This is a genomic window from Kitasatospora viridis (assembly GCF_007829815.1).
Taxonomy (GTDB): domain Bacteria; phylum Actinomycetota; class Actinomycetes; order Streptomycetales; family Streptomycetaceae; genus Kitasatospora; species Kitasatospora viridis.
The window spans coordinates 1418564-1444358 of the sequence record NZ_VIWT01000001.1 but is presented as its reverse complement, the minus strand read 5'-3'; the positions used below and the strand labels follow the sequence as shown (position 1 = coordinate 1444358).

The 25795-nt window shown below is 72.3% G+C and carries 19 protein-coding genes and 1 tRNA gene; 12 read left to right on the top strand and 8 right to left on the bottom strand.

Annotation, left to right across the window (positions count from 1 at the left end; genetic code table 11):
- The first annotated feature begins 65 nt into the window (after nt 1-65).
- The 6 genes from FHX73_RS06470 to FHX73_RS06445 all read left to right on the top strand — a co-directional run bounded on the left by FHX73_RS06470 (nt 66) and on the right by FHX73_RS06445 (nt 6514).
- Nucleotides 66-1082 (top strand): DNA cytosine methyltransferase, encoded by a 1017-nt coding sequence (locus FHX73_RS06470; RefSeq protein WP_211786150.1) that lies wholly within the window; start codon nt 66-68, stop codon nt 1080-1082.
- Nucleotides 1079-1756, top strand: a complete 678-nt coding sequence (locus FHX73_RS06465; protein WP_425461365.1) for a DNA cytosine methyltransferase — start codon at nt 1079-1081, stop codon at nt 1754-1756. The genes FHX73_RS06470 and FHX73_RS06465 overlap by 4 nt, the downstream gene beginning before the upstream one ends.
- 12 nt (nt 1757-1768) lie before the next feature.
- Nucleotides 1769-2920, top strand: coding sequence for a bifunctional DNA primase/polymerase (locus tag FHX73_RS06460; RefSeq protein ID WP_425461364.1), 1152 nt, complete (start codon nt 1769-1771; stop codon nt 2918-2920).
- A gap of 131 nt (nt 2921-3051) precedes the next feature.
- Nucleotides 3052-4668 (top strand): YfjI family protein, encoded by a 1617-nt coding sequence (locus tag FHX73_RS06455; protein WP_145904031.1) that lies wholly within the window; start codon nt 3052-3054, stop codon nt 4666-4668.
- A 206-nt stretch (nt 4669-4874) separates the two neighbouring features.
- The gene (locus FHX73_RS06450) at nt 4875-5075 is read left to right on the top strand and encodes a helix-turn-helix transcriptional regulator (RefSeq protein ID WP_145904028.1); all 201 of its coding nucleotides are present in this window, start codon (nt 4875-4877) and stop codon (nt 5073-5075) included.
- Complete coding sequence (locus FHX73_RS06445) at nt 5075-6514, top strand: tyrosine-type recombinase/integrase (RefSeq protein ID WP_145904026.1); 1440 nt, start codon at nt 5075-5077, stop codon at nt 6512-6514. Before FHX73_RS06450 ends, FHX73_RS06445 begins: the two co-directional genes overlap by 1 nt.
- Nucleotides 6515-6701: 187 nt before the next feature.
- On the opposite strand, the gene FHX73_RS06440 is transcribed toward FHX73_RS06445, so the two are convergent.
- Nucleotides 6702-6777 (bottom strand) — tRNA-Arg (locus tag FHX73_RS06440).
- Between the two features lie 629 nt (nt 6778-7406).
- On the opposite strand from FHX73_RS06440, the gene FHX73_RS46055 reads away from it, so the two are divergent.
- The 5 genes from FHX73_RS46055 to FHX73_RS06410 all read left to right on the top strand — a co-directional run bounded on the left by FHX73_RS46055 (nt 7407) and on the right by FHX73_RS06410 (nt 13334).
- On the top strand, nt 7407-8102 hold the full coding sequence (locus tag FHX73_RS46055) for a single-stranded DNA-binding protein (protein ID WP_246213386.1): 696 nt from the start codon (nt 7407-7409) through the stop codon (nt 8100-8102).
- Between the two features lie 522 nt (nt 8103-8624).
- Nucleotides 8625-10034, top strand: a complete 1410-nt coding sequence (locus tag FHX73_RS06425; RefSeq protein ID WP_170304865.1) for a thioester domain-containing protein — start codon at nt 8625-8627, stop codon at nt 10032-10034.
- A 369-nt stretch (nt 10035-10403) separates the two neighbouring features.
- Nucleotides 10404-12068, top strand: a complete 1665-nt coding sequence (gene ettA / locus FHX73_RS06420) for an energy-dependent translational throttle protein EttA (protein WP_145904022.1) — start codon at nt 10404-10406, stop codon at nt 12066-12068.
- A 124-nt stretch (nt 12069-12192) separates the two neighbouring features.
- On the top strand, nt 12193-12642 hold the full coding sequence (locus tag FHX73_RS06415) for an acyl-CoA thioesterase (RefSeq protein WP_145904021.1): 450 nt from the start codon (nt 12193-12195) through the stop codon (nt 12640-12642).
- On the top strand, nt 12639-13334 hold the full coding sequence (locus tag FHX73_RS06410; protein WP_145904019.1) for a DUF8010 domain-containing protein: 696 nt from the start codon (nt 12639-12641) through the stop codon (nt 13332-13334). Before FHX73_RS06415 ends, FHX73_RS06410 begins: the two co-directional genes overlap by 4 nt.
- A gap of 109 nt (nt 13335-13443) precedes the next feature.
- Here the strand turns inward: FHX73_RS06410 and FHX73_RS06405 are convergent, their stop codons facing one another.
- The 7 genes from FHX73_RS06405 to FHX73_RS06370 form a co-directional block, all read right to left on the bottom strand.
- On the bottom strand, nt 13444-14415 hold the full coding sequence (locus FHX73_RS06405) for an ABC transporter ATP-binding protein (RefSeq protein WP_145908110.1): 972 nt from the start codon (nt 14413-14415) through the stop codon (nt 13444-13446).
- A 92-nt stretch (nt 14416-14507) separates the two neighbouring features.
- Nucleotides 14508-17450 (bottom strand): FtsX-like permease family protein, encoded by a 2943-nt coding sequence (locus FHX73_RS06400; protein ID WP_145904017.1) that lies wholly within the window; start codon nt 17448-17450, stop codon nt 14508-14510.
- The gene (locus FHX73_RS06395; RefSeq protein WP_145904015.1) at nt 17447-20839 is read right to left on the bottom strand and encodes an FtsX-like permease family protein; all 3393 of its coding nucleotides are present in this window, start codon (nt 20837-20839) and stop codon (nt 17447-17449) included. Before FHX73_RS06395 ends, FHX73_RS06400 begins: the two co-directional genes overlap by 4 nt.
- 302 nt (nt 20840-21141) lie before the next feature.
- Entirely contained in the window at nt 21142-21534 is a 393-nt protein-coding gene (locus FHX73_RS06385; protein WP_145904011.1) for a globin, read from the bottom strand.
- Between the two features lie 49 nt (nt 21535-21583).
- A complete protein-coding gene (locus FHX73_RS06380) occupies nt 21584-22678 on the bottom strand; it encodes an ABC transporter permease (RefSeq protein ID WP_246213385.1) in 1095 nt (364 codons plus the stop codon).
- Nucleotides 22675-23592, bottom strand: coding sequence for an ABC transporter ATP-binding protein (locus FHX73_RS06375; protein WP_145904008.1), 918 nt, complete (start codon nt 23590-23592; stop codon nt 22675-22677). Before FHX73_RS06375 ends, FHX73_RS06380 begins: the two co-directional genes overlap by 4 nt.
- 67 nt (nt 23593-23659) lie before the next feature.
- Entirely contained in the window at nt 23660-24754 is a 1095-nt protein-coding gene (locus FHX73_RS06370) for an FHA domain-containing protein (protein WP_145904006.1), read from the bottom strand.
- Between the two features lie 210 nt (nt 24755-24964).
- On the opposite strand from FHX73_RS06370, the gene FHX73_RS06360 reads away from it, so the two are divergent.
- Complete coding sequence (locus tag FHX73_RS06360) at nt 24965-25747, top strand: hypothetical protein (protein WP_170304864.1); 783 nt, start codon at nt 24965-24967, stop codon at nt 25745-25747.
- Nucleotides 25748-25795 lie beyond the last annotated feature (48 nt).

Below are 25795 nucleotides of genomic sequence, written 5' to 3'. Positions count from 1 at the left end.
CGAAGCGGTCGGGGTGGTGAGGGGAGCTGGACCGTCCAGCCCACCGGCACAAGGGGGAACGCCCCGTGCACACCACCGACCACCCCGCCCAGCCCCCGGCCACCCGGGACACGGTGGACCTGTTCGCCGGCCCCGGCGGACTCGACCTTGCCGCCGCCCGGCGCGGCCTCAACCCGATCGGGATCGAGTGGAGCCCCGACGCCTGCGCCACCCGCCGCGCCGCCGGGCTGGCCACGATCGAGGGCGACGTCCGCGACCACGGGCCCGGTGACTTCCCGACCGCGACGATCCTGCTGGGCGGGCCGCCCTGCCAGCCGTTCTCCGTCGCCGGTGACGGCACCGGCCGCCGCGTCCTCGACCACCTGATCCACCTCGCCGAGCAGTTGGCGGCGCGCCGTCCGGTGGCCCGCCACCACACCGACCCCGCACACGACCGCATCCTCCTGGTGCTGGAGCCGCTCCGCTGGGCCCTTGCGGCCGCCGACGCCGGGAGCCCGTTCCGAACCGTCGTGCTGGAGCAGGTCCCCCAGGTCTTGCCCGTGTGGACCGCGTTCGCCCGCATCCTGCGCGCCGAGGGCTACCGGACCGCGTGCGGGGTGCTGCGGGCCGAGCAATACGGCGTCCCGCAGTCCCGCCGCCGCGCGGTCCTCATCGCCCGCCTGGACGGCCCCGCTGCTCTCCCGGCGCCCACCCACCGGCCCTACCGGCTCGGCGTTCCCCAGGGCGCCGGAGACGCCCGGCTCCTGCCATGGATGAGCATGCGTCAGGCGCTGCACCGCGAGCAGCCGTTCACCGTCGTGTCGAATTACGGTACCGGCGGAGACCCGGCCGCCCGGGGCCGCCGCACCTGGGACCAGCCGGCCGCGACCGTCACCGGGAAGGTCCGGCGGAATCGGCTGGTCGGCCCGGACGGGCAGGAGCTGGAGCGCTTCACCTGGGCCGAGGCCGGGGCGTTGCAGTCCTTCCCCCTGGATCACCCCTGGACGGGTGGGGACATCGGCCAGCAGATCGGCAACGCCGTCCCCGTCCGCCTCGGCACGGCGATCCTGGCCGCCGCCAGCCTCCGGGGAGGTGTCGAATGACCCTGGACACCACGCAGCGGTCCGAACCGGCGGCCGACCAGGTGCCGGTCCAGCCGTGGAACGGGATGACGGTGCTGGACCTGTTCTGCTGCGCCGGCGGTGCGGGGATGGGCTACCACCTGGCCGGGTTCGAGGTGACCGGCGTCGACAGGGAGCCCCAGCCAAACTACCCGTTCGCCTTCGTGCAGGCGGATGCGCTGGAGTACGCCGCCGAGCACGCCCACCGGTTCGACCTGGTCCACGCCTCCCCACCCTGCCAGCACTACGCCGCAGTGACCAGGTGGCGCGGCAGCGCCGAGGCCCACCCGAACCTGATCGCCCCCACTCGGGACCTGCTCACCGGCCTTGGGCGGCCGTGGGTCATGGAGAACGTCCCCGGTTCCCCGGTCCGCCCGGACCTGCTGCTCTGCGGCTCCATGTTCGGCCTCAAGGTCCGCCGGCACCGGCTGTTCGAGACGTCCTGGCACGCCTTCCAGCTCACCGCCCCCTGCCACCACCACCGCAACCAGATCCCGTTCGCCCACAAGGACGAGCGGGCGTTCGCCGACGCCATGGGCTGCACCTGGATGACCAACCTCGAAGCCCGCCAGGCCATCCCGCCCGCCTACACCCAGCACATCGGCCACCAGGTGGCCGAGCACATCACCAGCGCCGCGCCCGACCTGGCCGCCTGACCCGCCGCGGCCGTGGCGCTCCTCAACTGGCGCGACCCTCGCCATTTCGACCACGCCCGGGACCTGCCCTGCCGCTGGTGCGGCAAGCCAACACCGCTACGCGACGACCATCGCTGCCCCTCCCACAAGGTCTGCGCCGAGCAGCACCTGACCAACCACCAGCCGACCGCCCCGGCGGACAGCGGCGGCGTGCTGGACACCCTGCCGCTGCCCGCCGACCAACCCATCCCCTCCCAGCCCAAGGAGGCGCCCGTGCCCGCTCCCGAGTGGCACCGGATCCTGGCCGTCGCCCTGGCCGCCGCCACGCGCGGCCACGCCGTCTTCCCGCTCGGCCGCACCAAACGACCGGCCATCCCCAGCCCCCACCCCGACAACCGCAACTGCAAGGGCGAATGCGGCAAGTTCGGCCACGGCGTCCACGACGCCACCACCGACCCCGACCGGATCCGTGCCCTGTTCGAGGCCGCGCCGTGGGCGGCCGGGTACGGGATCGCCTGCGGACGCGCCCCGCACCACCTGGTCGGCATCGATCTGGACGTCAAGCACGACCAGAACGGACCCGCAGCGTTCCGGGTCCTGGCCGCCGAGCACGGCTTCGGCATCCCGCCCACGGCCACCGTGGCCACCCCGTCCGGGGGCTGGCACCTGTGGTTCACCGTCCCGCCCGGGATCCGGATCCCCAACTCGGAGAAGAAGCTCGGGGAGGGGATCGACGTGCGCGGTACCGGCGGGGTCCTGGTCGGCCCCGGCACCCGCACCGCCGGCGGCGAGTACCGGTTCACCACCAGCCCGGACCACCTAGCACCACTTCCCGCCGCGCTGCTGGACCTGCTCACCACGCCCCCGCCCGCCAGTGTCGTGCCGGTCGCGGACCCGGTGGAACTGCGGGGGCGGATCCGAGCGCAAGGCCCCTACGCCGACGCGGTGCTGACCCGGGAAGCCGACAAGGTCCGCGCCCAGCAGCACCCCGGCCGCAAAAACCGGCTCTGGGCATCAGCCGCGGCTGTCGGCCGCCTGATCGCCGCCGGAACCCTCGCCGAACCGGTGGCGCACGACGCTCTCCTGGCAGCCGCCCTGGCCACCGGCCTGGACCAGCGGACCTGCGAGCGCACCATCCGCTCCGGCTTCGACCGCGCCACCACCACACTGCCGCACACTGCCTGACAGCCCGCCAGCACGCCGCGCGGGGGCGGAAAAGCAGCTTCTCCGCCCCCGCGCCACCCCAGCCCTGCCCGAACACCCGGGCCCCGCACGGGCCCTGCCCTGCCCCTGCCCTGCCGCACGAAGGAGTACCTGTGCCCGTTCCCCGCCCTCAGCCCAGCCCCGAGCAGCCCGCCCCGGGCCCGGCGACGGTGACCAGCCTGTTCGGCGACGAGGAGTGGTCCGCCCTGGTGCCCCCGACCGACTCAGCGAGCGCGTGGGAGGCCCCGATCCCGCTCGACGCCTCCGCCACCCTGCCCACCTTCCCCGTCGAGGCCCTGCCCACATGGGTGCGCCAGCAGGTCGAAGCGGTAGCCGAGTTCACCCAGACCCCGCCCGACATGGCCGCCACCATGGCCCTGGCCGCGCTCGCCACCGCCGCTGGCGGCCGGGTCCACGCCGAGATCCGCCCCGGCTGGCGCGAGCAGACCAACCTCTACCTGGTGTGCGCGATGCCCCCCGCCAGCCGCAAGTCCGACGTCTTCGCCGCCATGACCGAACCGGTCTACCGGATCGAGGCCGACCTGCAGACCGAGAGCCGCAACCGGACCATCGAGGCCCAAGCCGCCAAGGACGCCGCCGAAGCCGAGGTGGACGCCCTGATGGCCCGCGCCCGCAAGCCCGGCGAGAACATCGACCGCGCCGCCATCGCGATCGAGATCGCCTCTGCCCGCATGCTCGCCGAGCAGATCGTCGTGCCCCCGACCCCGCGGCTCACCGTCTCCGACGACATCACCCCCGAACAGCTGACCCACCAGCTCGGCGTGCACCGCTGCCTGGCCGCACTCTCCCCGGAGGGCGACCTGTTCGACGTCATCGCCGGCCGCTACAGCAGCAAGCCCAACCTCGGCGTCTTCCTCAAGGGCCACAAGGGCGAACGGCTGCAGACCGACCGGATCAGCCGCGAGCAGCCCACCGTCGACAAGCCCGCCCTCACCATCGGCGTCACCCCCCAGCCCGCCGTCCTGCAAGACCTCGGCTCCGTCCCCGGCGCCCGCGACCGCGGCCTGCTCGCCCGCTTCCTGTACGCCCTGCCGCCCTCCAACCTCGGCTACCGCCGCACCCGCACCGCCCCCATCCCCACCGAGGTCGCCGGCGCCTACGAGACCCGCCTGGCCCTGCTCGTGCGCACCCTGATCGACCTGCCCGAACCCGTCACCGTCCCCCTCACCCCGGCCGCCGACCTCGAAGTCGAGAAGCTGCAAGACCGCCTCGAACTCCAACTCCGCCCCGAACAGCCCCTGTCCCACATCAAGGAGTGGGCCGGAAAACTCGTCGGCCACACCGTCCGCATCGCCGCCCTCCTCCACCTCGCCGACCGAGTGTCCACAGGCTGGGGACAGCCCGTCGAAGCCGACACGATCACCCGCGCCGCCCAGATCGCCGACTACTACACCGCCCACACCCTGGCCGTCTTCGACCTGATCGCAGCCGACCCGGCCACCGACGACGCCCAGGCCATCCTCGACTGGATCCGCCGCCCCAAGCAGGACGGCACCCACCGCGAGCAGATCAAGGCCTACGACGCCGTCGCCAGCAGCCGCCGCTTCAAGAAAGTCGCCGACGTCGAACCCGCCCTCCATCTCCTCGAACAGCACGGCTACCTGCGCACCCAGCCCACCGGCGCCACCGGGCGCGGCCGACAGGCCTCCGCCACCTACCGCATCCACCCCCACCTGAACGACACCCCCACTCCGCCGACCGCCCCCTAACCCGTCAGGGATGTCAGGAAAAAGCCCTGACCAGCACAAACAGCACCTGACCAGCCGTCAGGAAATGTCAGGGATGTCAGGAGAACTCGCCTTTCTCCTGACATCCCTGACAATCCCTGACACCCCGCCAGGACCCAAAACCCCAGGTCAGCGATTTCTCCTGACATCCCTGACACTTTCCGACCCTCCGCACCGAAGGACGCCACGTGGCCAACCCGCGCCCGAAGGTCACCGAACCGCTCACCGTCGACGAGTTCTGCCAGGCCCTGAAGATCTCGCGCAGCACCTTCTACGAGTGGCGCCAGAAGCGGCGCGCCCCGCACTGCATCAAGCTCCCGAACGGAGCACTCCGCATCCGCCAGGACGACTACGAAGCCTGGCTCAACGACTGCGAGGAGGCCGCCTGATGGCTGACCAGATCAGCTACGACGTGAGGATCTGGAGCATCCTCACGAACAAGCGAGCACGCGGTAACACTTACACCGTGCGCTGGGTGGTGGCCGGCCGACCGTTCCGCAGCACCCACACCACGGTGACCCTCGCCGAGTCGGAGCGGGCCAAGCTCCTCACCGCGGCTAAGAAGGGCGAGGCCTTCTACACCGAGACGGGCCTGCCCGTCTCGGAGCAGGCCCGGCTGGCCGACGTCAGCTGGTACGACTTCGCGACGGCCTACGCCGACCTGAAGTGGCCGACGGCCTCCGCGAACAACCGCCTCAACCTGGCCAAGGTGCTCACGCCCGTCACCGTCGCGATGCTCAAGCGGCCGGCGCCGAGCGACTTCAAGCCGGTGGCCATCCGTACCGCGCTGCGAGAGTGGGCGTTCAACAAGAACGCCCGGCAAGGGGCCCCAGCTGAGATGGCTGCCATCCTGCGGTGGGTCGCCCGCAACACCAGGAGGGTGTCCGACCTGGAGAAGCCCGACGTGGTGGAGCCGGTCCTCACCTCGATCCGGGTGAAACTGGACGGGACCCCCGCCGCAGCGTCCAGCGTGTCCCGGTCCCGTCGGCTGCTCAGCCCAGCGCTCGACTACGCCGTCTACCGCAAGAGCCTGACGGAGAACCCGCTCCGAGCAGCGGCCTCGAACCCGCTCGCTACTCCGGTGAAGACCACGCTTGCGATTGACAAGCGGACTCTGATCGGTGCGGAGCGAACCCAGCAGATGCTGATCTGGATCCGCCAGCGTCCGCGGGGCGGGACACGGTTGATGCCGTTCTTCGCAACCGTCCGCCACGCCGCTTCCCGGCCGGAGGAGGCGGTGGCGCTGCTGGTGGCCGACGCGCAGTTGAAGGACGGGGAGTGGGGGAGCCTCCTGCTCCACACGGCTCACCCCGAAGTCGGCCGCCGATGGACGGACTCCGGGGAGCGCCGGGACGATCGGCGACTCAAGGGCAGGGCAGAGGGGGAGACCCGCCCGGTGCCGGTCTCCCCGATGCTCAGCACGATCCTGCTCCAGCACATCGAGGACGAGAAGCTGAAGCCGGGCGACCGCCTCTTCCAGGGCGAGCGCGGTGGTCCGCTGGCGCTCTCGGTCGCCCGGCGGGCTCTGCACAGGGCAAGGACAGCCGTGCTGACACCCGAAGAGGCCAAGTCGAAGATGGCCCGCAGGATTTACGACCTCCGGGCGAGCTGTGTGACGGACTGGCTGAACTCAGGGGTGCCCGCCTCGCTGGTCGCCGAGTGGGCCGGCCACAGTGTCGAGGTCCTGCTCCGGATCTATTACCAGTGCGTCGAAGGGCAGGACCTGGAGGCTCGGCGCCGGATCGAGGCCGTACTGGGGGTAACCGCAGAAGCGGCTGGCAGGCTGTTGGTGCCAAGCCCGCGTGGTGGGCAATCGGGGCGTTCGTGACGAAGTGCCCAGCGTGACCGCGACGCGAATGCGACGCGGCTGGTCGGAAATGGCTGCCCTCAGCCATAGACAGTCGGACAGGTGTTCGAGTCGAGGCTCACGGTCGAGGCACCTGCCGGCGGCTCGGATCACCCCATCTGACCAGCAAAAACGCCCCGCCGATCCGGTCTGGATCGGCGGGGCGTGGTGGCGCCCCCGGCAGGACTCGAACCTGCGGCCAAGTGCTTAGAAGGCACCTGCTCTATCCGCTGAGCTACGGGGGCGGGCGGGCGTGGCGGGGGGCTTCGAGGAAGGTCCCTGCCGAATCCCTGGGGGTGGGGGTGATGAGGCCCTTGCCCTGCTGGGGACAGGATAAGGGGGTTCGCTGCCGTGCTCGGCTTTCCACAGGTGGAGTGGTGTGTCGGCCTTGCGATAGCGGTCTGATAATCGCAGGTAGATCCGGCGTGTGCAGCGTTGTGAGCGAGACTGCCGCCGGACGTTGTGCAGTCGTTATGACGGTGTCTCCTCAGCCGTTATGGACCTGGCGCGCTGGTAGCGGGGCGTACCGGGAACGTGACTGCTCCGTGGTGGCGCGGGTGCTGGGGAAATCGGTTCGGTCGGCCGGATGACGTGGACAGAACGGCTGTCGGCCACTCGTTCAGGGGTGCGGTGGCCCGTTGTGGCGGGGGGCTCGGGCCATCTTTGTCATGCACGCAGAATCGATTCTTCCGGAATGAGAAAATCGTACTGCTATGGCGCGGCAAAGTTGTCCACAAGGTCGAGTTTTCCACAGAAATGAATTCATTCTGGATTGTCCGGCTCACTTGGCGCAGCATCGGGATCGGCCGGAATTGTCCGGCGGGACGAGATGCAGAAATGTGAGGGGACCGTTGTGAACGAGACCGTGGTGACGATGATCGGAAATGTCGCCTCGCCGGTGCAGTACGGGCAGACCGCCGGCGGGATCGCGATGGCGAACTTCCGGATGGCCGCGACGGAGCGGCGGTACGACCGGGCCCGTGGCGAGTGGGTGGACGGGGACACCAACTGGGTCACGGTGATCGCCTGGCGCCACCTCGCGACGAACGTGGTGAGCTCGATCGAGAAGGGGCAGCCGGTGGTGGTCAGCGGGCGGCTGCGGGTGCGCGAGTGGGAGGACGACGGGAAGCGTCGTTCGGTGGTGGAGATCGACGCCCGGTCGATCGGCCACGATCTCGGGCGGGGCACCTCGGCGTTCCGCTGGTCGGTGCGCGGGCGCAGCGAGCTGGCCGCGGTGCCGGTCGCCGAACCGCAGACGGTGGGCGAGGCGGTGCCCGAGTGGATCGCCCAGGCGGTGCGCGAGCGGCGGGCGTTGGGCGGTCAGGGCGCCACTGCCGTCTCGTCGGCCGGCGCGGTGGTCGAGTCGGCGGTCGAAGCGGCGCCGGGCGAGCCCGAGTCCGTCGTGGTGGTGCCCGGGCAGGTGGGGGCCCCGGCCGGGCCGGACGGGGAGGTCCCGGTCGGGCGGAGCGTCCGGGCCGGTCGGGCGTCGCGCTCGCCGCGCACCGCGGCGCTCCGGTCGGAGCGGGTGTCGGAGGAGCCGACGGAGGTCGAGGAGGTGGTCGCGGTGTGACGGACGGACAGGCGGACGGTCCGTCGGGTAGCCAGATGAACGGGCGGTGCCGTGCCGGTGCCGCGGCCGGGCGGCGGTGCCGGCCGGGCCGGTCGCGCGGCGGAACTGTCTGACGCAACCTCATGAACAGCTGCGGGCAGCAGAGTCCGGATGTCGCGGAGTCCGGATGGTGATCCGGTTCTTGAGCGTTGATTGAGCTTTCGTGACACTTGTCGTCGCCGGATGTGCATCTCCGCTGCGCAATGGGCGCGGGACAAGTCGATAAAGTGACGAATAAGTGTCACCCCGTCAAGCGGCAGGGCGGGCCCGATCCTTGATAACAATTCCGATACAGAACCGGCTTTCACAGGTGCGGAGGTTTGCGCGCCAGAGGTTCTCAATAGGATGCGTCTGGTTCACAAGAGTGTGTTCGCGCCACATGGGGCGCGACATTGTGCGGCGCGCTGACCAAGGGCGCGGCTCTGCCCGGAGGGGTCTTTCATGTTCCACACGCAACGGCGGGGCGCCCGCATAGCAGCTGTCATGCTCGCGACGAGCATGGCGGTCGGCAGCGGACTGGCGATGGCGTCGTCCGCCGTCGCCGACAACGGGTCGAGCCAGTCCGGCGCGCCGTACACCTTGCAGAACGGCCTGGTCGGCGGTGGGGGCAACATCCACTTCACCGACCACAGTCCGGAGCCGGGCGGGCTGATGCTCCTCAAGGGTCCGGGCGGGATGGTCGAGACGTACTGCATCGACCTCAACGATCCGACCGAGGGCGGCGTCAAGTACCAGGAGGCCGGCTGGGGCGCCACCTCGCTGGCGATCAACAAGGACGCCGACAAGATCAACTGGATCCTGCAGAACTCCTACCCGCACGTCACCGACCTCGGCCAGCTGGCCAAGGAGGCCGGCGTCGACAAGCTGAGCGCGCTCCAGGCCGGTATCGCCACCCAGGCCGCCATCTGGCACTTCTCGGACGGCGTCGATGCCGCGCCGGATGACAGTGTCGCGGCCGCGCTGACCAAGTACCTCGAAGGTTCTGCCAACACGGGTCTGAAGGAGCCGAGCCCGACCCTCCAGCTCACCCCGGAGAAGATCTCCGGCAAGAGCGGCGGCGTCCTCGGCCCGATCACCGTCGCCACCTCCGCCGGCTCGGCCGGCGTCCAGCTGGACAAGGCCTCGGCCGCCGCCGGCATCGAGCTGACCGACAAGACCGGCGCCACGGTGCTCTCCGACAAGAGCGGGCAGTTGACCAACCCCGCCAAGAACGGTGACTCCCTCTACCTGAAGGTGCCGGCCGGCACGGCCGCGGGCTCTGCCATCGTCACGGCCTCCGCCACCACCCAGCTCCAGATCGGCCGGGCCTTCGTCAGCCTCGACCACCAGACGCTGATCGTCGCGGGTAGCCAGGCGGTCTCGGTGAACGCGGCCACCACCGCCACCTGGACGCCGGCGGGCCCCGCCCCGGCGGTGACCTCGATGGTCAACTGCGCGACGGACACCATTGACGTCACCGTCGCCAACAACGGTGACCAGGACTACAAGACCACCGTGACGTCGGGCTCGTTCAACCAGGCGGTCGACGTCAAGCCGGGCGGCTCGCAGGTCGTCCACGTGCCCGGTACCCAGGGCCAGCCGTACAGCATCACCGTGACCGGCCAGGACAGCAAGATCACCGGCACCCTGAACTGCCACATCGCCACCACCCCGCCGACCACCGCGCCGACCACCCCGGCGACCCTCGCCGCCCCGTCCACCCCTGCGGGTGCCGCGACTCCGTCGGCCAGCGCCAGCGCCAGCCCGACCACCGGTGGCAAGTCCCTCGCCTTCACCGGTGGCGGCAGCAACTCCGGCCTGATCGCCGGTGCCGCCGGTGCCCTGGTCCTGCTGGGTGCGGGCGCGGTCTTCACGATGCGTCGTCGCGGCCGCCACAGCCGCACCTCGGCCTGACCCAGGTGCGGAGGCCTCCCGGGGTCCTGAGCGGCCCCGGGAGCAGCGCGACCCCCAGCAGTGCTGGGCGGCAGCGGCGAACCACAGCCTTGAACCACGGCAGTGGACCGCTTGAACAACAGCTGTGAACAACAGCAGTGAATGAGTGTCGGTGCACGGCGATCCGTGCCCGAGCCGGTGGTCCGGTCCCCGAGCGGGGCCGGACCACCGTGCTCTCCGGGGCCGTTCGGCCTCCACACCCGGGGCAGCGCGGGCCCGGCAACGAGGCGGGGGTTCGGGATGCAGCCCCAGGTGCGGCACAATGGAACGCTGCAACGCGGTAACCCGAAAGTCCCAGACTTCACCTCGACGACGCCGGAGCGATCTCACGTGGCGGAATACATCTACACCATGCGCAAGGTGCGCAAGGCACACGGCGACAAGGTCATCCTTGACGACGTGACGCTCAGCTTCCTCCCCGGGGCGAAGATCGGTGTCGTCGGTCCCAACGGCGCCGGTAAGTCCACGGTGCTGAAGATGATGGCGGGCCTGGAGCAGCCGTCCAACGGCGATGCCTTCCTGTCGCCGGGCTTCTCGGTCGGCATGCTGCTGCAGGAGCCCCCGCTCGACGAGTCCAAGACGGTCCTGGAGAACGTCCAGGACGGCGTCAAGGAGGTCAAGGGCAAGCTCGACCGGTTCAACGAGATCGCCGAGCTGATGGCGACCGACTACTCCGACGCGCTGCTCGACGAGATGGGCAAGCTCCAGGAGGAGCTGGACCACGCCAACGCCTGGGACCTCGAAGCCCAGCTGGAGCAGGCCATGGACGCGCTGGGCTGCCCGCCCGGCGACTGGCCGGTCACCAGCCTCTCCGGTGGTGAGCGCCGCCGGGTCGCGCTGTGCAAGCTGCTGCTCGAAGCGCCCGACCTGCTGCTGCTCGACGAGCCCACCAACCACCTCGACGCCGAGTCGGTGAACTGGCTGGAGCAGCACCTGGCCAAGTACGCCGGCACCGTCGTCGCGGTCACCCACGACCGGTACTTCCTGGACCACGTCGCCGAGTGGATCCTTGAGCTCGACCGCGGTCGCGCCTACCCCTACGAGGGCAACTACTCCACCTACCTGGAGACCAAGCAGTCCCGTCTCAAGGTCGAGGGCCAGAAGGACGCCAAGCGCGCCAAGCGGCTCAAGGAAGAGCTTGAGTGGGTCCGCTCCAACGCCAAGGGCCGCCAGGCCAAGTCCAAGGCCCGCCTCGCCCGGTACGAGGAGATGGCGGCCGAGGCTGACAAGATGCGGAAGCTGGACTTCGAGGAGATCCAGATCCCGCCGGGCCCGCGCCTGGGCAGCATCGTGATCGAGGTCGACAAGCTCAACAAGGCCTTCGGTGAGAAGGTCCTGATCGACGACCTCTCCTTCACCTTGCCGCGCAACGGCATCGTCGGCGTGATCGGCCCCAACGGCGCCGGCAAGACCACGCTGTTCAAGATGCTGCAGGGTCTGGAGACCCCGGACGGCGGCAGCGTCAAGGTCGGCGAGACGGTCAAGATCAGCTACGTCGACCAGAGCCGCGCCAACATCGACCCGAAGAAGACCCTGTGGGAGGTCGTCTCCGACGGCCTCGACTGGATCAACGTCGGCCAGGTCGAGATGCCGTCCCGCGCCTACGTCTCGGCGTTCGGCTTCAAGGGCCCGGACCAGCAGAAGCCGGCCGGGGTGCTCTCCGGTGGTGAGCGCAACCGCCTGAACCTGGCGCTCACCCTCAAGCAGGGCGGCAACCTGTTGCTCCTCGACGAGCCGACCAACGACCTCGACGTCGAGACCCTCTCCTCGCTGGAGAACGCGCTGCTGGAGTTCCCCGGCTGCGCCGTGGTCATCTCGCACGACCGCTGGTTCCTGGACCGAGTGGCCACCCACATCCTCGCCTACGAGGGCGACAGCAAGTGGTTCTGGTTCGAGGGCAACTTCGAGTCCTACGAGAAGAACAAGGTCGACCGGCTGGGCGCCGACGCCGCCCGTCCGCACCGGGCGACCTACAAGAAGCTGACCCGCGGCTGACCGGTTCGGACCTCGTCCGACCCAGCCGCAGTCGGCCCGGTGGGCGCCCGCACGGGCACCCGCCGGGCCGATGCGCGAGACGGCCTCCGCCGCTCGCGACCGGAACACCGAGGAGAACGATCCCGTGGCACGCCACCTCTACGCCTGTCCGCTGCGCTGGTCCGACATGGACGCGTTCGGGCACGTGAACAACGTGGTCTTCCTGCGCTACCTGGAGGAGGCGCGGATCGACTTCATGTTCCACCGGGCCGCCGAGGCCGGGGCGGGCGAGTTCGCGGGCGGCTCGGTGGTCGCGCGCCACGAGATCGACTACAAGCTCCCGCTGGTCCACCGGCCGGAGCCGGTCACCATCGAGACCTGGGTGACCAGGATCGGCGGTGCCTCGGTGACCGTCGGCTACGAGGTCAAGGACGTGGCCGAGGACGGCACCGAGAAGCTCTACGTCCGCGCGTCCACCGTGGTGGTGCCCTACGACCTGCAGGCCGCGAGGCCGCGCCGGATCTCCCCGGTGGAGCGGGCCTTCCTCACCCGCTACCTGGACGTCGCCGACGAGAGCGAGAAGGTCGCCGCGTGATCGGCACCGCTCCGCTCGCGTTCGCCGACGCCCGCGAGGCGACGGACCTCGGTGCCTTCCTGACCCGGCTGCTGCGCTTCGACCGGGCGGCCGCGGTGCGGCTGCAGACCGTCGCCGCCGGCGGGGCCGGCGGGGCAGGCGTGCTGGCCGTCTACGGGCGGCTGCCGCTCGGCGGCACCCCGGTGCTGGCGCTGCGCACCGCGAGGCTGGCCGGGGCGGTGCCGGCCGGCGATGCCACGGTCTCGGCCGGCCAGCTGCTGGAGGGGGTGGACGAGCAGGCGGGCGCGCTCGCCGTGCCGCCGCCGGTGACCGGTCCGGCCTGGGCCGGGCTGCTGCCGCCGCGGTCCGGCTGGCAGCTCCTCGGGACCACCGAGAGCACCTTGGTGATGCCCCAGCTGATGGACTCCGTGCGGGAGTTCAAGGAGCGCACGGCGCAGGTGCCGGAGCACCACCGGACCCGGGAGGTGCTCGACGGGATCGCCGACGAGATCTGGTCCCGCCCTCTCGCCGTGCTGCCCGTGCTGCCGTTGCGGGCGGTCCACGCCGCCCACCGGATCGGCTTCCTGCAGCCCGGTGCCCCGCTCACCGCGCACCGGGCCGGCGGCTGGCAGCGGCTCACCGCTCCGCACGGCACGGTGGCGCTGCGCACCGCCTCGCTCGGCGCGGGCCTCGGGCTCACCCCGATGGCCTGACGCTCCGTCAGGCCGACCCCGGGGAGGCGAGCCGGCCCGACCGCTCCGGTCGGGCCGACGGTCCCTGCCGACGTCCCTGCCGACAGTCCCTGCCGACGGTCCGTCAGGATCAGGACCCGTCGCCGCCGCGGTCGTCCGCCCGGAGCGCGATGTGGTCCTCCGCCAGGTCCACCGCGACCCGGTGCTCCATGCCCAGCGCGGCCAGGAACTCCCGGGGCAGCTGCACCCGGCCGGTGCGGTCCAGCATCACGTACTCGCGCTCGGTGGTGGACTCCCGGCCGTGCTCGTCGGTGAGGGTCTCGCGGAGCACCTCGGAGCTGGTCCGGCCGTCCCGGATGGCGACGGTGCGGCGCACCTCGCCGGCCACCATCGGGTCGTGGGTCACGATCACCACGGTCGCGCCGAGCTCCCGGTTGACGGTGCGGAAGGCGTCGAAGATCGAGCTCGCGGTCTCCGAGTCCAGCTCGCCGGTGGGCTCGTCGGCCAGCACCACCGAGGGGTTGTTCGCCATCGCGACCGCGATCGCCACCCGCTGCTGCTCACCGCCGGAGAGCTGGGCGGGCCGTCGGCCGGCCAGGTGGTCGATGCCCAGCGCGTCCAGCAGCTCGTGCGCGCGGGCGGAGCGGCGCGCGGCCCGCCCGGCCGACCAGCGCTCGCCGCTCAACTGCATCGGCAGCGTGACGTTCTGCGCGGCGGTCAGGAACGGCATCAGGTTGCGCGCGGTCTGCTGCCAGACGAAGCCGACCACCTCGCGCCGGTAGCGCAGGCGCTCCTTGGCGTTCATGCCGAGCAGGTCGCAGCCGGCCACGGTGGCCGTGCCGGCGGTCGGGGTGTCCAGTCCGGCCAGGATGTTGAGCAGGGTGGACTTGCCGCTGCCCGAGGCACCGACCAGGGCGATCAGGTCGCCCTTGCGGACCAGCAGGTCGAGCCCCTGCAGCGCCTGCACCTCGACCCGGTCGGCGGTGAAGATCCGCACCACCTGGTCGCAGGCGATCACCGAGTCCTGGCCGTAGACGGCCTTGTCGCGCTTCGCCTCGGCCCGGCGGCGCAGCTCGTCCAGGCCGACGTCCTCCCGGCGCACCGCGGCTGCCGTGCCGCCGCCGGTGCTCCCGCCGGTGCTCCCGCCCGTCGTGCCACCGGCCGCCTGGTCCGGCGTCTCCTGCTCCGGAGCCGTCACTGCTGGTCACCCGCTCTCAACTCGGTATTGATCTGACGCCGTCCGGCCACCACCGTCTCCGCCACGACCACCAGGGCGCAGAGCCCGGCCAGTCCGGCGGCCAGCCACCACACCTGGGCGGCGGCGATCCGCAGTCCGTCGGGCACGGTGAGGCCGACGATCGCGGACAGGTTGACCCCCGGGCCGAGCAGCGGCGCGGCGAGGCAGGCCAGCCCGGCTCCCGCGGCCGCGGCCGCGAGGGCCTGGGGGAGGGCCTCGACCAGGATCAGGGCCAGGCCCTGTCCGGGCCGCAGGCCCATGGTGCGCAACCGGGCCAGCAGCGCGGCCCGTTCCGGCGCGGCCCGCAGCAGGGTCAGCAGCAGCGAGAGCAGGCTGAACGCGGCGGAGGCGGCCACGGCGCTCCAGAAGAGTTGCTCGGCGGCGTGCTCCTGCGGGCGGGAGCCCAGCTTGGCGGCCAGGTCCGGCACGGTGGAGATGGTGAAGTAGTCGTCCACCGAGGAGCCCACGGGCATCGCGGCGGGGTCGGCCGTCGCGCCGGGCGCCGCGCCGGCGGTGCTGCCGCCGGGCGCCGTCGCGCCGGTGAGCAGCTTGCGGATGGCGTTGCCGCTGATCCCGTCGCCGATCCCGAACCAGCCGTTGGGCGCGTCGATCAGCGGCTTGGTGCCGGGCAGTTGGCGTTCCACCGCGGCGGCCGAGACGATCATCACGATGCGGCTGCCGCCGAGCGGCAGGATCGGCGAGCCGTTCGTCGTGCCGACCACCCGGTAGTGCAGGTTGCCGTAGACGGTGGGCAGTTGGACGGCCTGCTCGGCGCTGGCCGCGGTGGAGCCCATGTTCATGGTGAGGATGGCGGGCACCGGGGCGCCCGGCGCCGTCGGGGCGTCGAGCAGGGCGGGGTCGATCTGGCCGTAGCCCACCCGGGCGGCCAGTGCGGCGTAGCCCGCCGGGTCGACGATCAGCAGGAAGGACCCGCTGGCCGCCGAGCCGTCGGCAGCGCCGAGCGTGGCGTTGTCGTCGACCACCATGGCGGTGCCGGCCCGGACCCCGGGCAGCTTGTCGGCCGCGGCGACGAAGCCCGGTGGCAGGGTGGTCTGGTCATTGCCGACCACCCGGGCGTCGCCGCCCACCTGCTGACGGATCGCCAGCTGACGGGCCGTGGTGGTGGAGCTGATCACGGTCACCCCGAAGCCGGCCGTGGTGACGGCGAGCAGCAGGGCGAGCAGCGGCAGCACGGTCGGCGCGCGCCGCCCCTGCCCGCGCGCGGCGTCCGCGTCGCCGGTGGTCCGGGTGGCCCGGGCCAGGCCCAGGAAGCCGATCGCCCCCGGCCGGCGCCGCACCGCGCGCACCAGCGGCGCCAGCAGCACCGGGAACAGCCGGGCCAGCAGCACCGCGCCGGCCAGCGCGAGCAGCAGCGGCGCGGAGCTCAGCAGCGGGTCGAAGGAGCTGGTCGAGCCGACCCCGCGCCGGCGCACCGCCACCACCGCGCCCAGGGCCAGGGCCAGCGCGGCGAGTTCGAGCACCAGGCGGCGCTGGTCGCCGACCAGCCGGGCCGGGTTGAACCGGCCGCGCGGTCGCCGCTCGGCGGGCCGGCGGCGCACCGGGTTCGACCCGCGCAGCAGCAGCACGGCGCGCACCGGGAACGGCACCAGCGCGACCAGGGCCGCGGCCGCGCCGGCCTGCACCGCCGCCTGCCAGCGCGGCGTGGGCAGCAGCAGGATCGCCAGTGCGGTGCCGATCGCGGCGGCGGGCACGACCAGGACCGCGGTCTCGCCGAGCAGCCGTCCGGCGATCCCGCCCACCGAGCCGCCGCGGGCCCGCAGCAGCAGCAGTTCGGCGCGCCGCCGGTCGACCGCGAGGTCGGCCGCCAGCAGCAGCACCACCAGGGCGATCGCACCGGCGCCGAGCGGCCCGATGGCGTTCATCGGCCCGGTGGCCTGCTGGTTCTGCTTGGCCTGGATCAGCAGCTTGGGCAGCTCGGAGGTGATCTGCAGCTCGTCGACCGCGGTCTGCTGGGAGAGGTTGGCGGCCTGCTGGCCGTTCAGGATCGAGTTGAGCAGCTGCTGGGCGGCACCGACCTCGGTGTAGTGCAGGTGGTTCGGCACTACCGGGACCTGCCAGAACATCTGAGCGGAGGCGAAGCTGGGCAGGTCCGGCACGGCCGCGCCCGGGATCAGGGCGGAGACCTGCCAGAAGCGGTCCGGCGGGGTCTGCTGGTCGAAGTCGAGGCAGGCGGTGGCGACGCACGGGGCACCGGACCACAGCGCCGAGTTCGGGTCGTCGACCTGGAAGAGGCCGACCACCTTGAGCGTCGCCCCGGCGGTGTGCAGCACGCTGTCGAGCTTGATGTCCAGCTGGGCGGCGTCGGAGGTGGAGAGCGCCACCTCCCAGTCGGTGCTGCCGGGCGTGTGGACCGGGGCCCGGCCCTGGACCATCTTGTAGTGCTGCTCCTGTCCCGCCACCCAGACCAGCTTGATCATCGTGGGGTGCTGCTCGCCGGCCAGCGGTATCCACGGGTCCTTCAGCGCCACGGCCTTGAACGTGGTGCCGCCGTAGGACTCCTCCTTCAGCGAGGGGGCCAGCGGTGTGGTGAGCAGGTGCTCGATCGCGGTCGCGATGTCGTCCGCGGAGGCGGTGTTGAACACCGAGGGGTCGGAGTCGACGCCCGGCACCGAGCCGTCGCCCTCGACCGCCTGGAGCGAGCGGTTGGCCGGCGGGGCGTCGCTGAGCGTGCGTTGCAGCGCCAGGTCGGCGTTGCGGTCCAGGGTCCGGGGGAGCGCAGCGGCCAGGAAGGCGGTGGCGAGCACCAGCACGGCCAGCAGCAGGGCGCCGGCCCGGCTGGTCCGCAGCCGGGTGCGCACCCAGGGCGCCACCGCCCGGGACCGGCGGGTGCGCGGGGGCCGGGAAGCCCGGGGTTCGGCTGCCTCGCGGTCGCTGCTCACATCTCCTCCGAGTGGCGCAGGCGGGTGGTGGTCTCCCCGGCCCGGGCGGGCCGCAGCACCCGGTAGAGGGTGAGCAGCGCGGGCAGGGCGGCGACGGCGACGAGCAGCAGCAGCACCTGACCGGTCGGCAGCACCACCAGCGCCGGCGGCATCGGCCGCTGCGCGGTGGGTGTCAACACGGTGAGCGGTACCACCAGTTGGGTCAGCAGCGCGCCGAGCACGGTGCCCAGGCCCAGGCCGAGCGCGATCAGGATGCCCTGTTCGGCGGCGGCCGTGCGGGCCAGCTGCCGGGCCGGGGTGCCGAGCGCCCGGAGCACCGCGAACTCGGTGGCCCGTTCGGCGGCGGCGCCGATCGCGGCGGCGGCGAACCCGATCGCGGCCAGCACCGCGGCGGTCACGGTGAGCCCGAGCAGCCAGGCCTGCGGGGCGGCGGCCAGCGGGTCCAGCCGCAGCCCGTCGACCAGTTCGTCGTCCAGCTGGAGCTGGGAGGGCACCACGCTGGCGCGCAGGGCGGCGGCCAGCTTGCCGGGCGCCGGGTCACCGGGGCTCCGGCTGGGCAGCCACCATTCGTTGGTGCCCGGTGGCGCGCCGCCGAGCCCGCTGACCGCCCGGCTGAGCGTGGGCAGGTCGACCAGCATGGTGAGGTCGTCGTCGCCGCCGGTGGCGGCCACGGTGGGCACGGCCGGGACCACACCGACGATCATGAGCTTGAGTTGGGTGTTGCTGACCTCCAGCGGCGCGGTCTGGCCGACCTTGGCGCCGAGCTCGGTCAGCAGGCCCTTGGTGACCAGGGCGTTGATGATGGTGGGCGCCGGCCCGGCGGGGCCCTGGAGCGGGAACACGGCACTGTTCGTGCCGGCGCCCAGGCCGTTGTAGTAGCCGACCCGGAGCACGTCCTGCCGGTCCTTGGTGTCCACGGTGGGGTTCACCGGCGGCACGGCGGGCCCGGTCTCCTCCGCCAAGCTGTTGAACGTCGCCGAGTCGCTTGCCGTGGTGACGTCGGGGGCCTGCCAGTTCACCGAGTTCGGCAGGCCCGCCGTGGTGGCGGTCGAGCCGTCGGCGGCCACCGAGGTGATCCGGTGCACCGTCACCTGCTGCTTCTCGTCGCCGTGGGAGCCCTCGGCGAAGTTGAGCTGGGCCGAGGTCAGGGTCAGCGGGAAGGAGGGCCGGCCGGCCGGGTAGGCGGACTGGGTGGAGAAGTCGGCGTCGACGGTGGCGTCGCCGTTCAGCGGCAGGTCGGACAGCACGGAGGTGAACGCGTTGCCGACCCGGTCGTGCAGGCTGAGGATCAGGGTCGGCGGAGTCGGCGGAGTGGGCCAGGGCGCTTGCAGCATCCACGGGTCGGGCTGGACGGCGATCGGCGCCCCGGTGCTGGTGGTGCTGACGGAGAGGTCGAGCGTGAGCTTCAGCGGCTGGCCGGGCAGGTCGAGGCCGTCGCTGCCGGCGGGGCGGGTGATCGGCCCGAAGTACTGGGCCGGGCCGCGCCCGCCGCTCAGGTCGCTGCGGAGCCTGACCGACTGGGCCGCCTTGTCGGCGTCCAGCGCCAGCAGTTGGCCGGTCTTCCCGCTCGCCAGCGGCAGTGCCTGGCGGGAGACCGGGATCACCTGGTCGCCGCCCGGCAGGCTGGCGAGCAGCCCGGCCTGCCCGACCGAGGGCAGCGCGAGCTGGGTGATCCGCAGTCCGCCGACGCTGCTGAAGTCGGCTTGGTCGCGCTGCGAGGCGCTGAGCGAGGCGGACTGGCCGAGCGCCAGGATGCCCATCGAGACGGCGAGCACCATCAGCAGCACCGGCCCGGTGTTGCGGCGCGGCCGGCGGGCGAACTGCCAGCCGGCCAGCGCGGTGGGAAGCCCCGCGCCGCGCACCGCCCAGCGCTCACCGAACCTGGCCGCCACCGGCAGCAGCCGCAGCGCCAGCACGGTGCCGGCGCAGAGCGCCAGGGTGGGGGCGACCACCAGCACCGGGTCCAGGCCGAGGTGCCCGGAGGAGTCGGTGGAGAGCGCGCCGCCGGTGGTTCCGGAGCCGTACTGGCGCAGCTGCAGGTAGGCGAGCACGGCCAGCACCAGCAGCACCAGGTCGCCGCCGGAGCGGGTGAGCCCGGAGACCATCGCCTGCCGCCGGCCGGCGCGCACCTGGATCACCGAGCCGCCGGCCCGCAGCACGGTCGGCGCCAGCACGATCAGCACGGCGACCAGCGAGGTGGCCACCGAGACCAGCCAGGCGGTCGGGTTCAGGCCGCTGCCCAGCGGCACGTGCACCCGGGCCAGCGCGCCGGTGCGGCCGAGCAGTCCGAGCAGGGCGGGCACGAGCAGCGGGGCGAACAGGGCGCCGGGCAGTGCGAGCACCCCGGCCTCCAGCGCGGTGATCCCGGCGATCCGGTACCAGGCCGCGCCGCGTGCGGTGAGCAGCGCGTTCTCGGTGGACTGACGCTCGCTCAGCAGCCGGGTGACCAGCACCAGCGCGGCGATCGCCAGCACCGCGAGCTGGAGCGCGCCGATCACCAGGGTGGACCGGGCGGCCAGCAGGTCGTTGTGCAGTTCGTCCAGGACGGTGGGCAGTTGGCTGGTGGTGCTCCAGCCGGTGGCGTTCTGGAAGGCGCCCAGCTGCGGGTCGATCCGGCCGTGCACGGCGTCCAGGTCGGCGAGCGAGGCGTGGCTGAAGTCGGCGGTGATCAGCCAGTTGACGGTCTGCTGGACGGCGGAGGAGTCGGTGAAGACGTTGTCCGGGGCGAGCAGCGGGCCGTAGGTGGTGAAGCCGCTGACCTGCACGCCGCGCCCGCCCAGCGGGTCGATCTGCCAATACGGGTCGGTGATGTCGGTCGGGTGGTAGGTGCCGGTGACCAGCACCTGGTGCGTCGAGGAGTCGAAGCGGTCGACCAGCTGCAGGGACACCGGCAGCGCGGTGGGCTTCAGGCCGAGCCGGCCGATCGCCGCGTCCGGCGCGGCGACCTCGATCGGTGCGCCGGGGGCGGTGGCCCGCGGCAGCCGGCCGGCGCTCAGGCTGACCCGGGCCGGGTCGAGCGAGTCCAGCATGGTCAGGTCCGGGTCGGTCTGCTTGCCGTTCGCGGCGGCCGCCTGCTGGGGCAGCGCGAGTGCGTGGCCGCGGGCCGCCATCCGGATCGTGGTCGGCAGATCGCCGAACACCTTGGCGGCGAGTTGCCGGACCTGCTGCTCGGCCTTGCCGCGGATGCTCAAGTCGCCGTCGGTGGTGGCCAGGACGGCCGCCCGGGCGCGGTCCTGGCCCGCCAGCGCGCGCCGTTCGCCGGCCACGCCGACCGCGTTGTCGAACGCGATGAGCGTGGCCAGCACCGCGGCGGTCAGCAGGATGGTGAGCATCGCCGCGCCGGCCAGTGCGAGTCTGCTGCGCAGTCTGCGCAGGACGAAGCCGCCCATAGGACGCCGTCCCTCCCCCGAAAGCCCCCGACAAGTCCGATATTCGGGTGCAGGCAGCAGCAATCGCCGGATGGACACCGGCCTGCGGAGGCCTTGCACCGAATACCGGGCGATGTTGTCAGAACGCGAACTCAAGGGAAAGAGTCAGGCGTGAAAAGTGTCCTTAGCGAAAGCAAACGCGCATTGGACATGCCAAACAATCAGGAAAAGCCCCAGCTCGGCGATGCGCTACCGATCGCGCCGATCAGCACCGATCACGCCGGCCAGCACCGATCACGTCGGCTGACGCCGGCCAGTGCCGATCAGTCGGAATTGATCATCGAGGCGGCGGCGTAGGTCAGGTAGTCCCACAGCTGCCGCTCGGCCTCCGGCGCCAGCCCGAGCTCGTCCACCGCGTCCCGCATGTGCCGCAGCCAGGCGTCGTGCGCGGCCTTGTCGACCTTGAACGGCACGTGCCGCATCCGCAGCCGCGGGTGCCCGCGGTGGTCGCTGTAGGTGCGCGGACCGCCCCAGTACTGCATCAGGAAGAGCGCGAGCCGCTCCTCGGCCGGACCGAGGTCCTGCTCCGGGTACATCGGGCGGAGCAGCTCGTCCTCGGCCACCCCCTGGTAGAACCGGTGCACCAGCCGCCGGAAGGTCGGCTCACCGCCCACCGCCTCGAAGAAGCTCGCCCCGTCACGCCCGATCTCAGTCACCCGACCATGGTCGCAGACCCCGAACGGAGCCGGAACCGGGACTTCGGTCCTACGCCTCGTTCCAGTCGAAGAGCCGCCAGGCCAGCGCCGACATCACCGCGGTGAAGGCCAGCAGCCCGGCCATGGTCGGCAGCACCGCGCCCAACCCGCCGCCCCGGCTGAGCACCTGCTGGGCCGAGGTGACCAGGTAGTGCAGCGGGAAGACGTGCGAGAGCTGCTGGATCCAGTGCGGGGTGTTGTCCAGCGGCACGAACGCCCCGGAGAGGAAGGACATCGGCAGGATGATCAGCTGGTTGATCCCGTTGGCCGCCTCCTCGGTCTTCGAGACCGCGCCGGTGACCAGCCCGATCGACATGAACGCCCAGGTCGCGCAGACCACCAGCGGCAGCACCAGCCACCAGTGCCCGGTCAGCCGCAGCCCGAACACCGGCGTGGTCGCCACCGCCAGGAAGATCGCCGTCTGGGCCAGCGCCACCACCGTGGTGACCAGCACCCGGGAGCCGACGATCGCCCCGATGCTCACCGGGGCCAGCCGCAGCCGCCGCAGCAGCCGCTTCTTGCGCCAGGAGACCAGGCTGAGCGAGGCGCCGAAGATCGCCCCGGTGGCGACGGCCCAGCCCAGCAGACCCGGCGTCAGGTACTGGATCGGCTTGAGCGACCGGTCCTCCACCTGACCGGTGGTCAGCGTGTAGGCCGGGCCGCGGCCGGTCTCCTGCTGGTAGACCTGCTGGTCGGCCTGCTGCACCAGGGACTGCACCACGGCCTGCACGGTGCCCGCGGTGACCAGGTCGGCCACGCTGTACCGGACCACCACCTGCCCGCCCGGCCCCTGCTCGACCAGCGCGTCGTAGTCGCCCTTGCGGACCTTGGCCAGCGCGGTCGCCTCGTCCGGCTCCTGGTGCACCGTCAGCACCCGGTCCAGCTGGGCCCGGGCGTCCGGCGGCACCGAGTCCAGCACCGCCACCGGCCCGACCTGGGCCACCTTGACGTGCGCCGAGGTGGCCCCCTTGAACAGGAAGCCGAACAGCACCAGGAACATCAGCGGCATCAGCAGCACGAAGAAGACCGCCGCGCGGTCGCGCAGGAAGGCCACCAGCATCACCCGCGAGAGGGCGGCGAAGGCCCCGAACCGGTTCCGGTTCATGCCCGGTACTCCCGTCCGGTCAGGTGCAGGAAGACGTCCTCCAGGGTCGGCCCGCGCACCTCCAGGCCGCGCAGCGCCTGCCGTTCGGCGAGCACCGCCAGCACCGGGGCGGGATCGCGGGTGGCCACGCTGAGCAGCACCCCGTCGTCCTGCACCGCGGCGACCTCGGCGCCGGCCGCCGCGAACAGCTCGCGCGCGGACTCGGGGTCGAGCAGGCCGGAGTCGACGCTCACCCGCACCGTGTCGTCCAGCTCGCGCACCAGCGCGGCCGGCGGTCCGGCGCGCAGCACCCGGCCGTGGTCCATCACCGCGACCCGGTCGCAGAGCACCTCGGCCTCGTCCAGGTAGTGCGTGGTCAGCAGCACGGTGCGGCCCTCGGCGTTGATGTCGCGCAGCAGGTCCCACAGGTTGCGCCGGGCCTGCGGGTCCAGGCCGGTGGTGGGCTCGTCCAGGAAGACCAGCTCGGGTTCGTGCACCAGGGCGCAGGCGATCGAGAGCCGCTGCGCCTGGCCGCCGGACATCCGGTCGGTGCGCACGTCGGCCGACCCGGTCAGGCCGACCCGCTCCAGCCAGTCGTCGGCCCGCCGGGCGGCGGTGCCGTAGAACGAGGCGAAGGTGCGGATGGTCTCCCGGGCGGTCAGCCGGTCGAAGAAGGCGGAGGCCTGGAACTGCACGCCGATCCGGGGCAGCAGCGCGGGGTTGCGCGGCCAGGGCGGCAGCCCGAGCAGCTCGACCCGTCCGGCGTCGGCCTCCCGGATGCCCTCCAGGATCTCCAGGGTGGTGGTCTTGCCCGCCCCGTTCGGGCCGAGCAGGCCGAAGAACTCCCCGGCCTCGACGGTCAGTGAGACCCCGTCGACGGCCTGGACGTCGCCGTACCGCTTCCGGATCCCGTCCGCGGCTATCGCTGTCGTCATGATCCGACGATAGGGCGCCCCGGCCCCGCCGGACCATCAGCGGGACCGGGGCGTTTCTGACGGGTCGTCAGGCGCGGTGCAGCGTGATGGTGGTCCAGGCGCCGATGTGGATCCGGTCGCCGTCGTTCAGCGCGATCGCGGTGTGCGGGGCGATCGGCTCCGAACCGCCGTTCATCGTGGTGCCGTTGGTGGAGTCCTGGTCCACCAGCACCCAGCTGCCGTCCGGCTGCTCGGCCAGCAGCGCGTGCTGGTGCGAGGCACCCGGGTCCTCCGGCGGCACCGAGAGGTCGATCTCCGGCACGGTGCCGCGGTGCTGGCTGCGCCGGCCGATCCGCAGCTGGCCGCGCCCGGTGATCGGGATCCGGCGCTCCGGGCAGTACGGCGGGAAGAACAGCCCGGAGGCCTCCGGGCCGCTGCGCGCCATCATGTCGGTGAAGTAGTCCCGGTCCGCGCTGATCACGGCCATCCAGGTGGAGCGCACCGGTTCGGCCTGCGGCATCTGCTGGGACGGCGGGGCGAGGTGGAACGAGGTGCCGAACTGCTCGATGCTCGGCGCGGGCGGCTGCTGCGGGGCGACCGGCGGCGCGGCGGGCTCGACCGGCGGCGGGTAGCCGGGGGCGGTGCCGTACGGGTCGGCCTGCGGGTAGCCGGGGTCCGGCTGTCCCAGGTAGGACGGCTCGGGCTGGCCCGGGTACGACGGCTCCGGCTGTCCGGGGTAGTTGGGGTCGGGCTGGCCCGGGTAGGCCGGGCCGGGCGGCGGGTAGCCGTAGCCCGGCTGCTGCTGCACCGGCGGGTGGGCCGGCTGCTGCGGCGGGGCCGGCGGGTAGCCGTAGCCGGGCTGCGGCTGGTGCTGCTGGGGTTGCTGCTGCTGGTACTGGTTGGCGCCGAGCACCTGCATGCCGTGCGAGGTGGAGAGTTCGAAGTCGTACCCGCACTCCTCGCAGTACCGCCCGGTCTTGGGGGTGCGGCAGATCGGGCAGCCGGGCAGGGCGCCGGCGGCCCCGGGGTAGCCGCCCTGCGCCGGCGGGCCGGCGGGCGGCGGGGGCACCGGAGCGCCGAACGGCCCAGGAGCCCCCACGGCGGCGGCCGGGCGCATGGCCAGGCCGCAGTAGTCGCAGTAGTCCTCCGACTGCGACTCGTGGCCACTAGGGCAGATCGGCATCAAATCCCCCACATCTCGGCAGGTCCCGGCCCCCGACGGAACCAGTTTCACGACAGCCTCTCACGATACCGATGAGCGGTGGCGCGGAGAACGGCAGCGCCCGCCCGGGGCACTGCGGCGGGGTCCGGCGCTGCCGGCCGCAGGCCGCTCACCACCTCATGTGATCCGGACGTTACTGCGCCGTGAGCGGTTCCGGGCACGCTGCTCGGTATGTCCAAGCTCAGAATTCCGGCCGCCACGGGGGCTGTGTTGGCGACCGTCGTCCTGCTGTCGGGGTGCTCGTCCTCGGGGAAGCCCACGCCCCCGGTCGCCGCGCCGACCCAGAGCACCGCACCGACCAGTGCCGCGTCCAGCTCCGCGGACCCGTCCGACTCCGCCTCGGCGTCCGCGACCGGCTCCTCGGCCGCGGGCGGCTCCGGCGCGGTGACCAACGGCACCGCGCTGAAGGCGATGCTGCCGACGGCCGCCACCCTGCCCTCGGGCTGGACCCTGGCGGGCGACGGCGGCGAGTTCGACACCGGCGCCAACATCATGGACCCCGGCACTCCGCAGCTGCCGCAGAACGGCTGCAAGGGGTGGACCAACCAGAACGCCAACGGGCTGTCCATCGACTATCGGGGCGCCTACGCCTCGCTCAACCTGAACGACCCCAACAAGGGCAACGTCGACGTGGTGATCGCCGCCTACCACCCGGGCGACGCCGCCAAGTTGCTCGCCGAGATCCGCACCTCCGCGGACGGCTGCAAGAGCTACCAGTCCGACACCCTGAGCGGAGGTCAGACCCAGATGACGCTGACCGACACCACGGTCGCCGGGCTGGGCGACGAGAACGCCTTCCTGAAGAACGTGCCGCAGGGCCAGTTCGTCAGCCAGGAGAACCTGGTGGTGCGCCTGGGCGACAAGGTGCTGCTGCTGGACGGCAGCGACGCCGCCGCCGGGCAGCTGCCGGACCTGACCTCGCTGGCGCAGTCGCTGGTGAAGAACATCCAGTAGCAGAACGGCGAGTGACGGTCAGTCAGCTGACGCACCGTCGCACAACGG

Excerpts from the sequence above, each read along its gene's own strand:
- FHX73_RS46055 (WP_246213386.1), top strand. The coding sequence starts at position 7,407 with ATGATCGGAAATGTCGCCTCGCCGGTGCAGTACGGGCAGACCGCCGGC.
- FHX73_RS06360 (WP_170304864.1), top strand. The coding sequence starts at position 24,965 with ATGTCCAAGCTCAGAATTCCGGCCGCCACGGGGGCTGTGTTGGCGACC.
- FHX73_RS06445 (WP_145904026.1), top strand. The coding sequence starts at position 5,075 with ATGGCTGACCAGATCAGCTACGACGTGAGGATCTGGAGCATCCTCACG.
- FHX73_RS06395 (WP_145904015.1), bottom strand. The coding sequence starts at position 20,839 with ATGGGCGGCTTCGTCCTGCGCAGACTGCGCAGCAGACTCGCACTGGCC.
- FHX73_RS06370 (WP_145904006.1), bottom strand. The coding sequence starts at position 24,754 with ATGCCGATCTGCCCTAGTGGCCACGAGTCGCAGTCGGAGGACTACTGC.
- FHX73_RS06375 (WP_145904008.1), bottom strand. The coding sequence starts at position 23,592 with ATGACGACAGCGATAGCCGCGGACGGGATCCGGAAGCGGTACGGCGAC.
- FHX73_RS06465 (WP_425461365.1), top strand. The coding sequence starts at position 1,079 with ATGACCCTGGACACCACGCAGCGGTCCGAACCGGCGGCCGACCAGGTG.
- FHX73_RS06380 (WP_246213385.1), bottom strand. The coding sequence starts at position 22,678 with ATGAACCGGAACCGGTTCGGGGCCTTCGCCGCCCTCTCGCGGGTGATG.
- FHX73_RS06425 (WP_170304865.1), top strand. The coding sequence starts at position 8,625 with ATGCTCGCGACGAGCATGGCGGTCGGCAGCGGACTGGCGATGGCGTCG.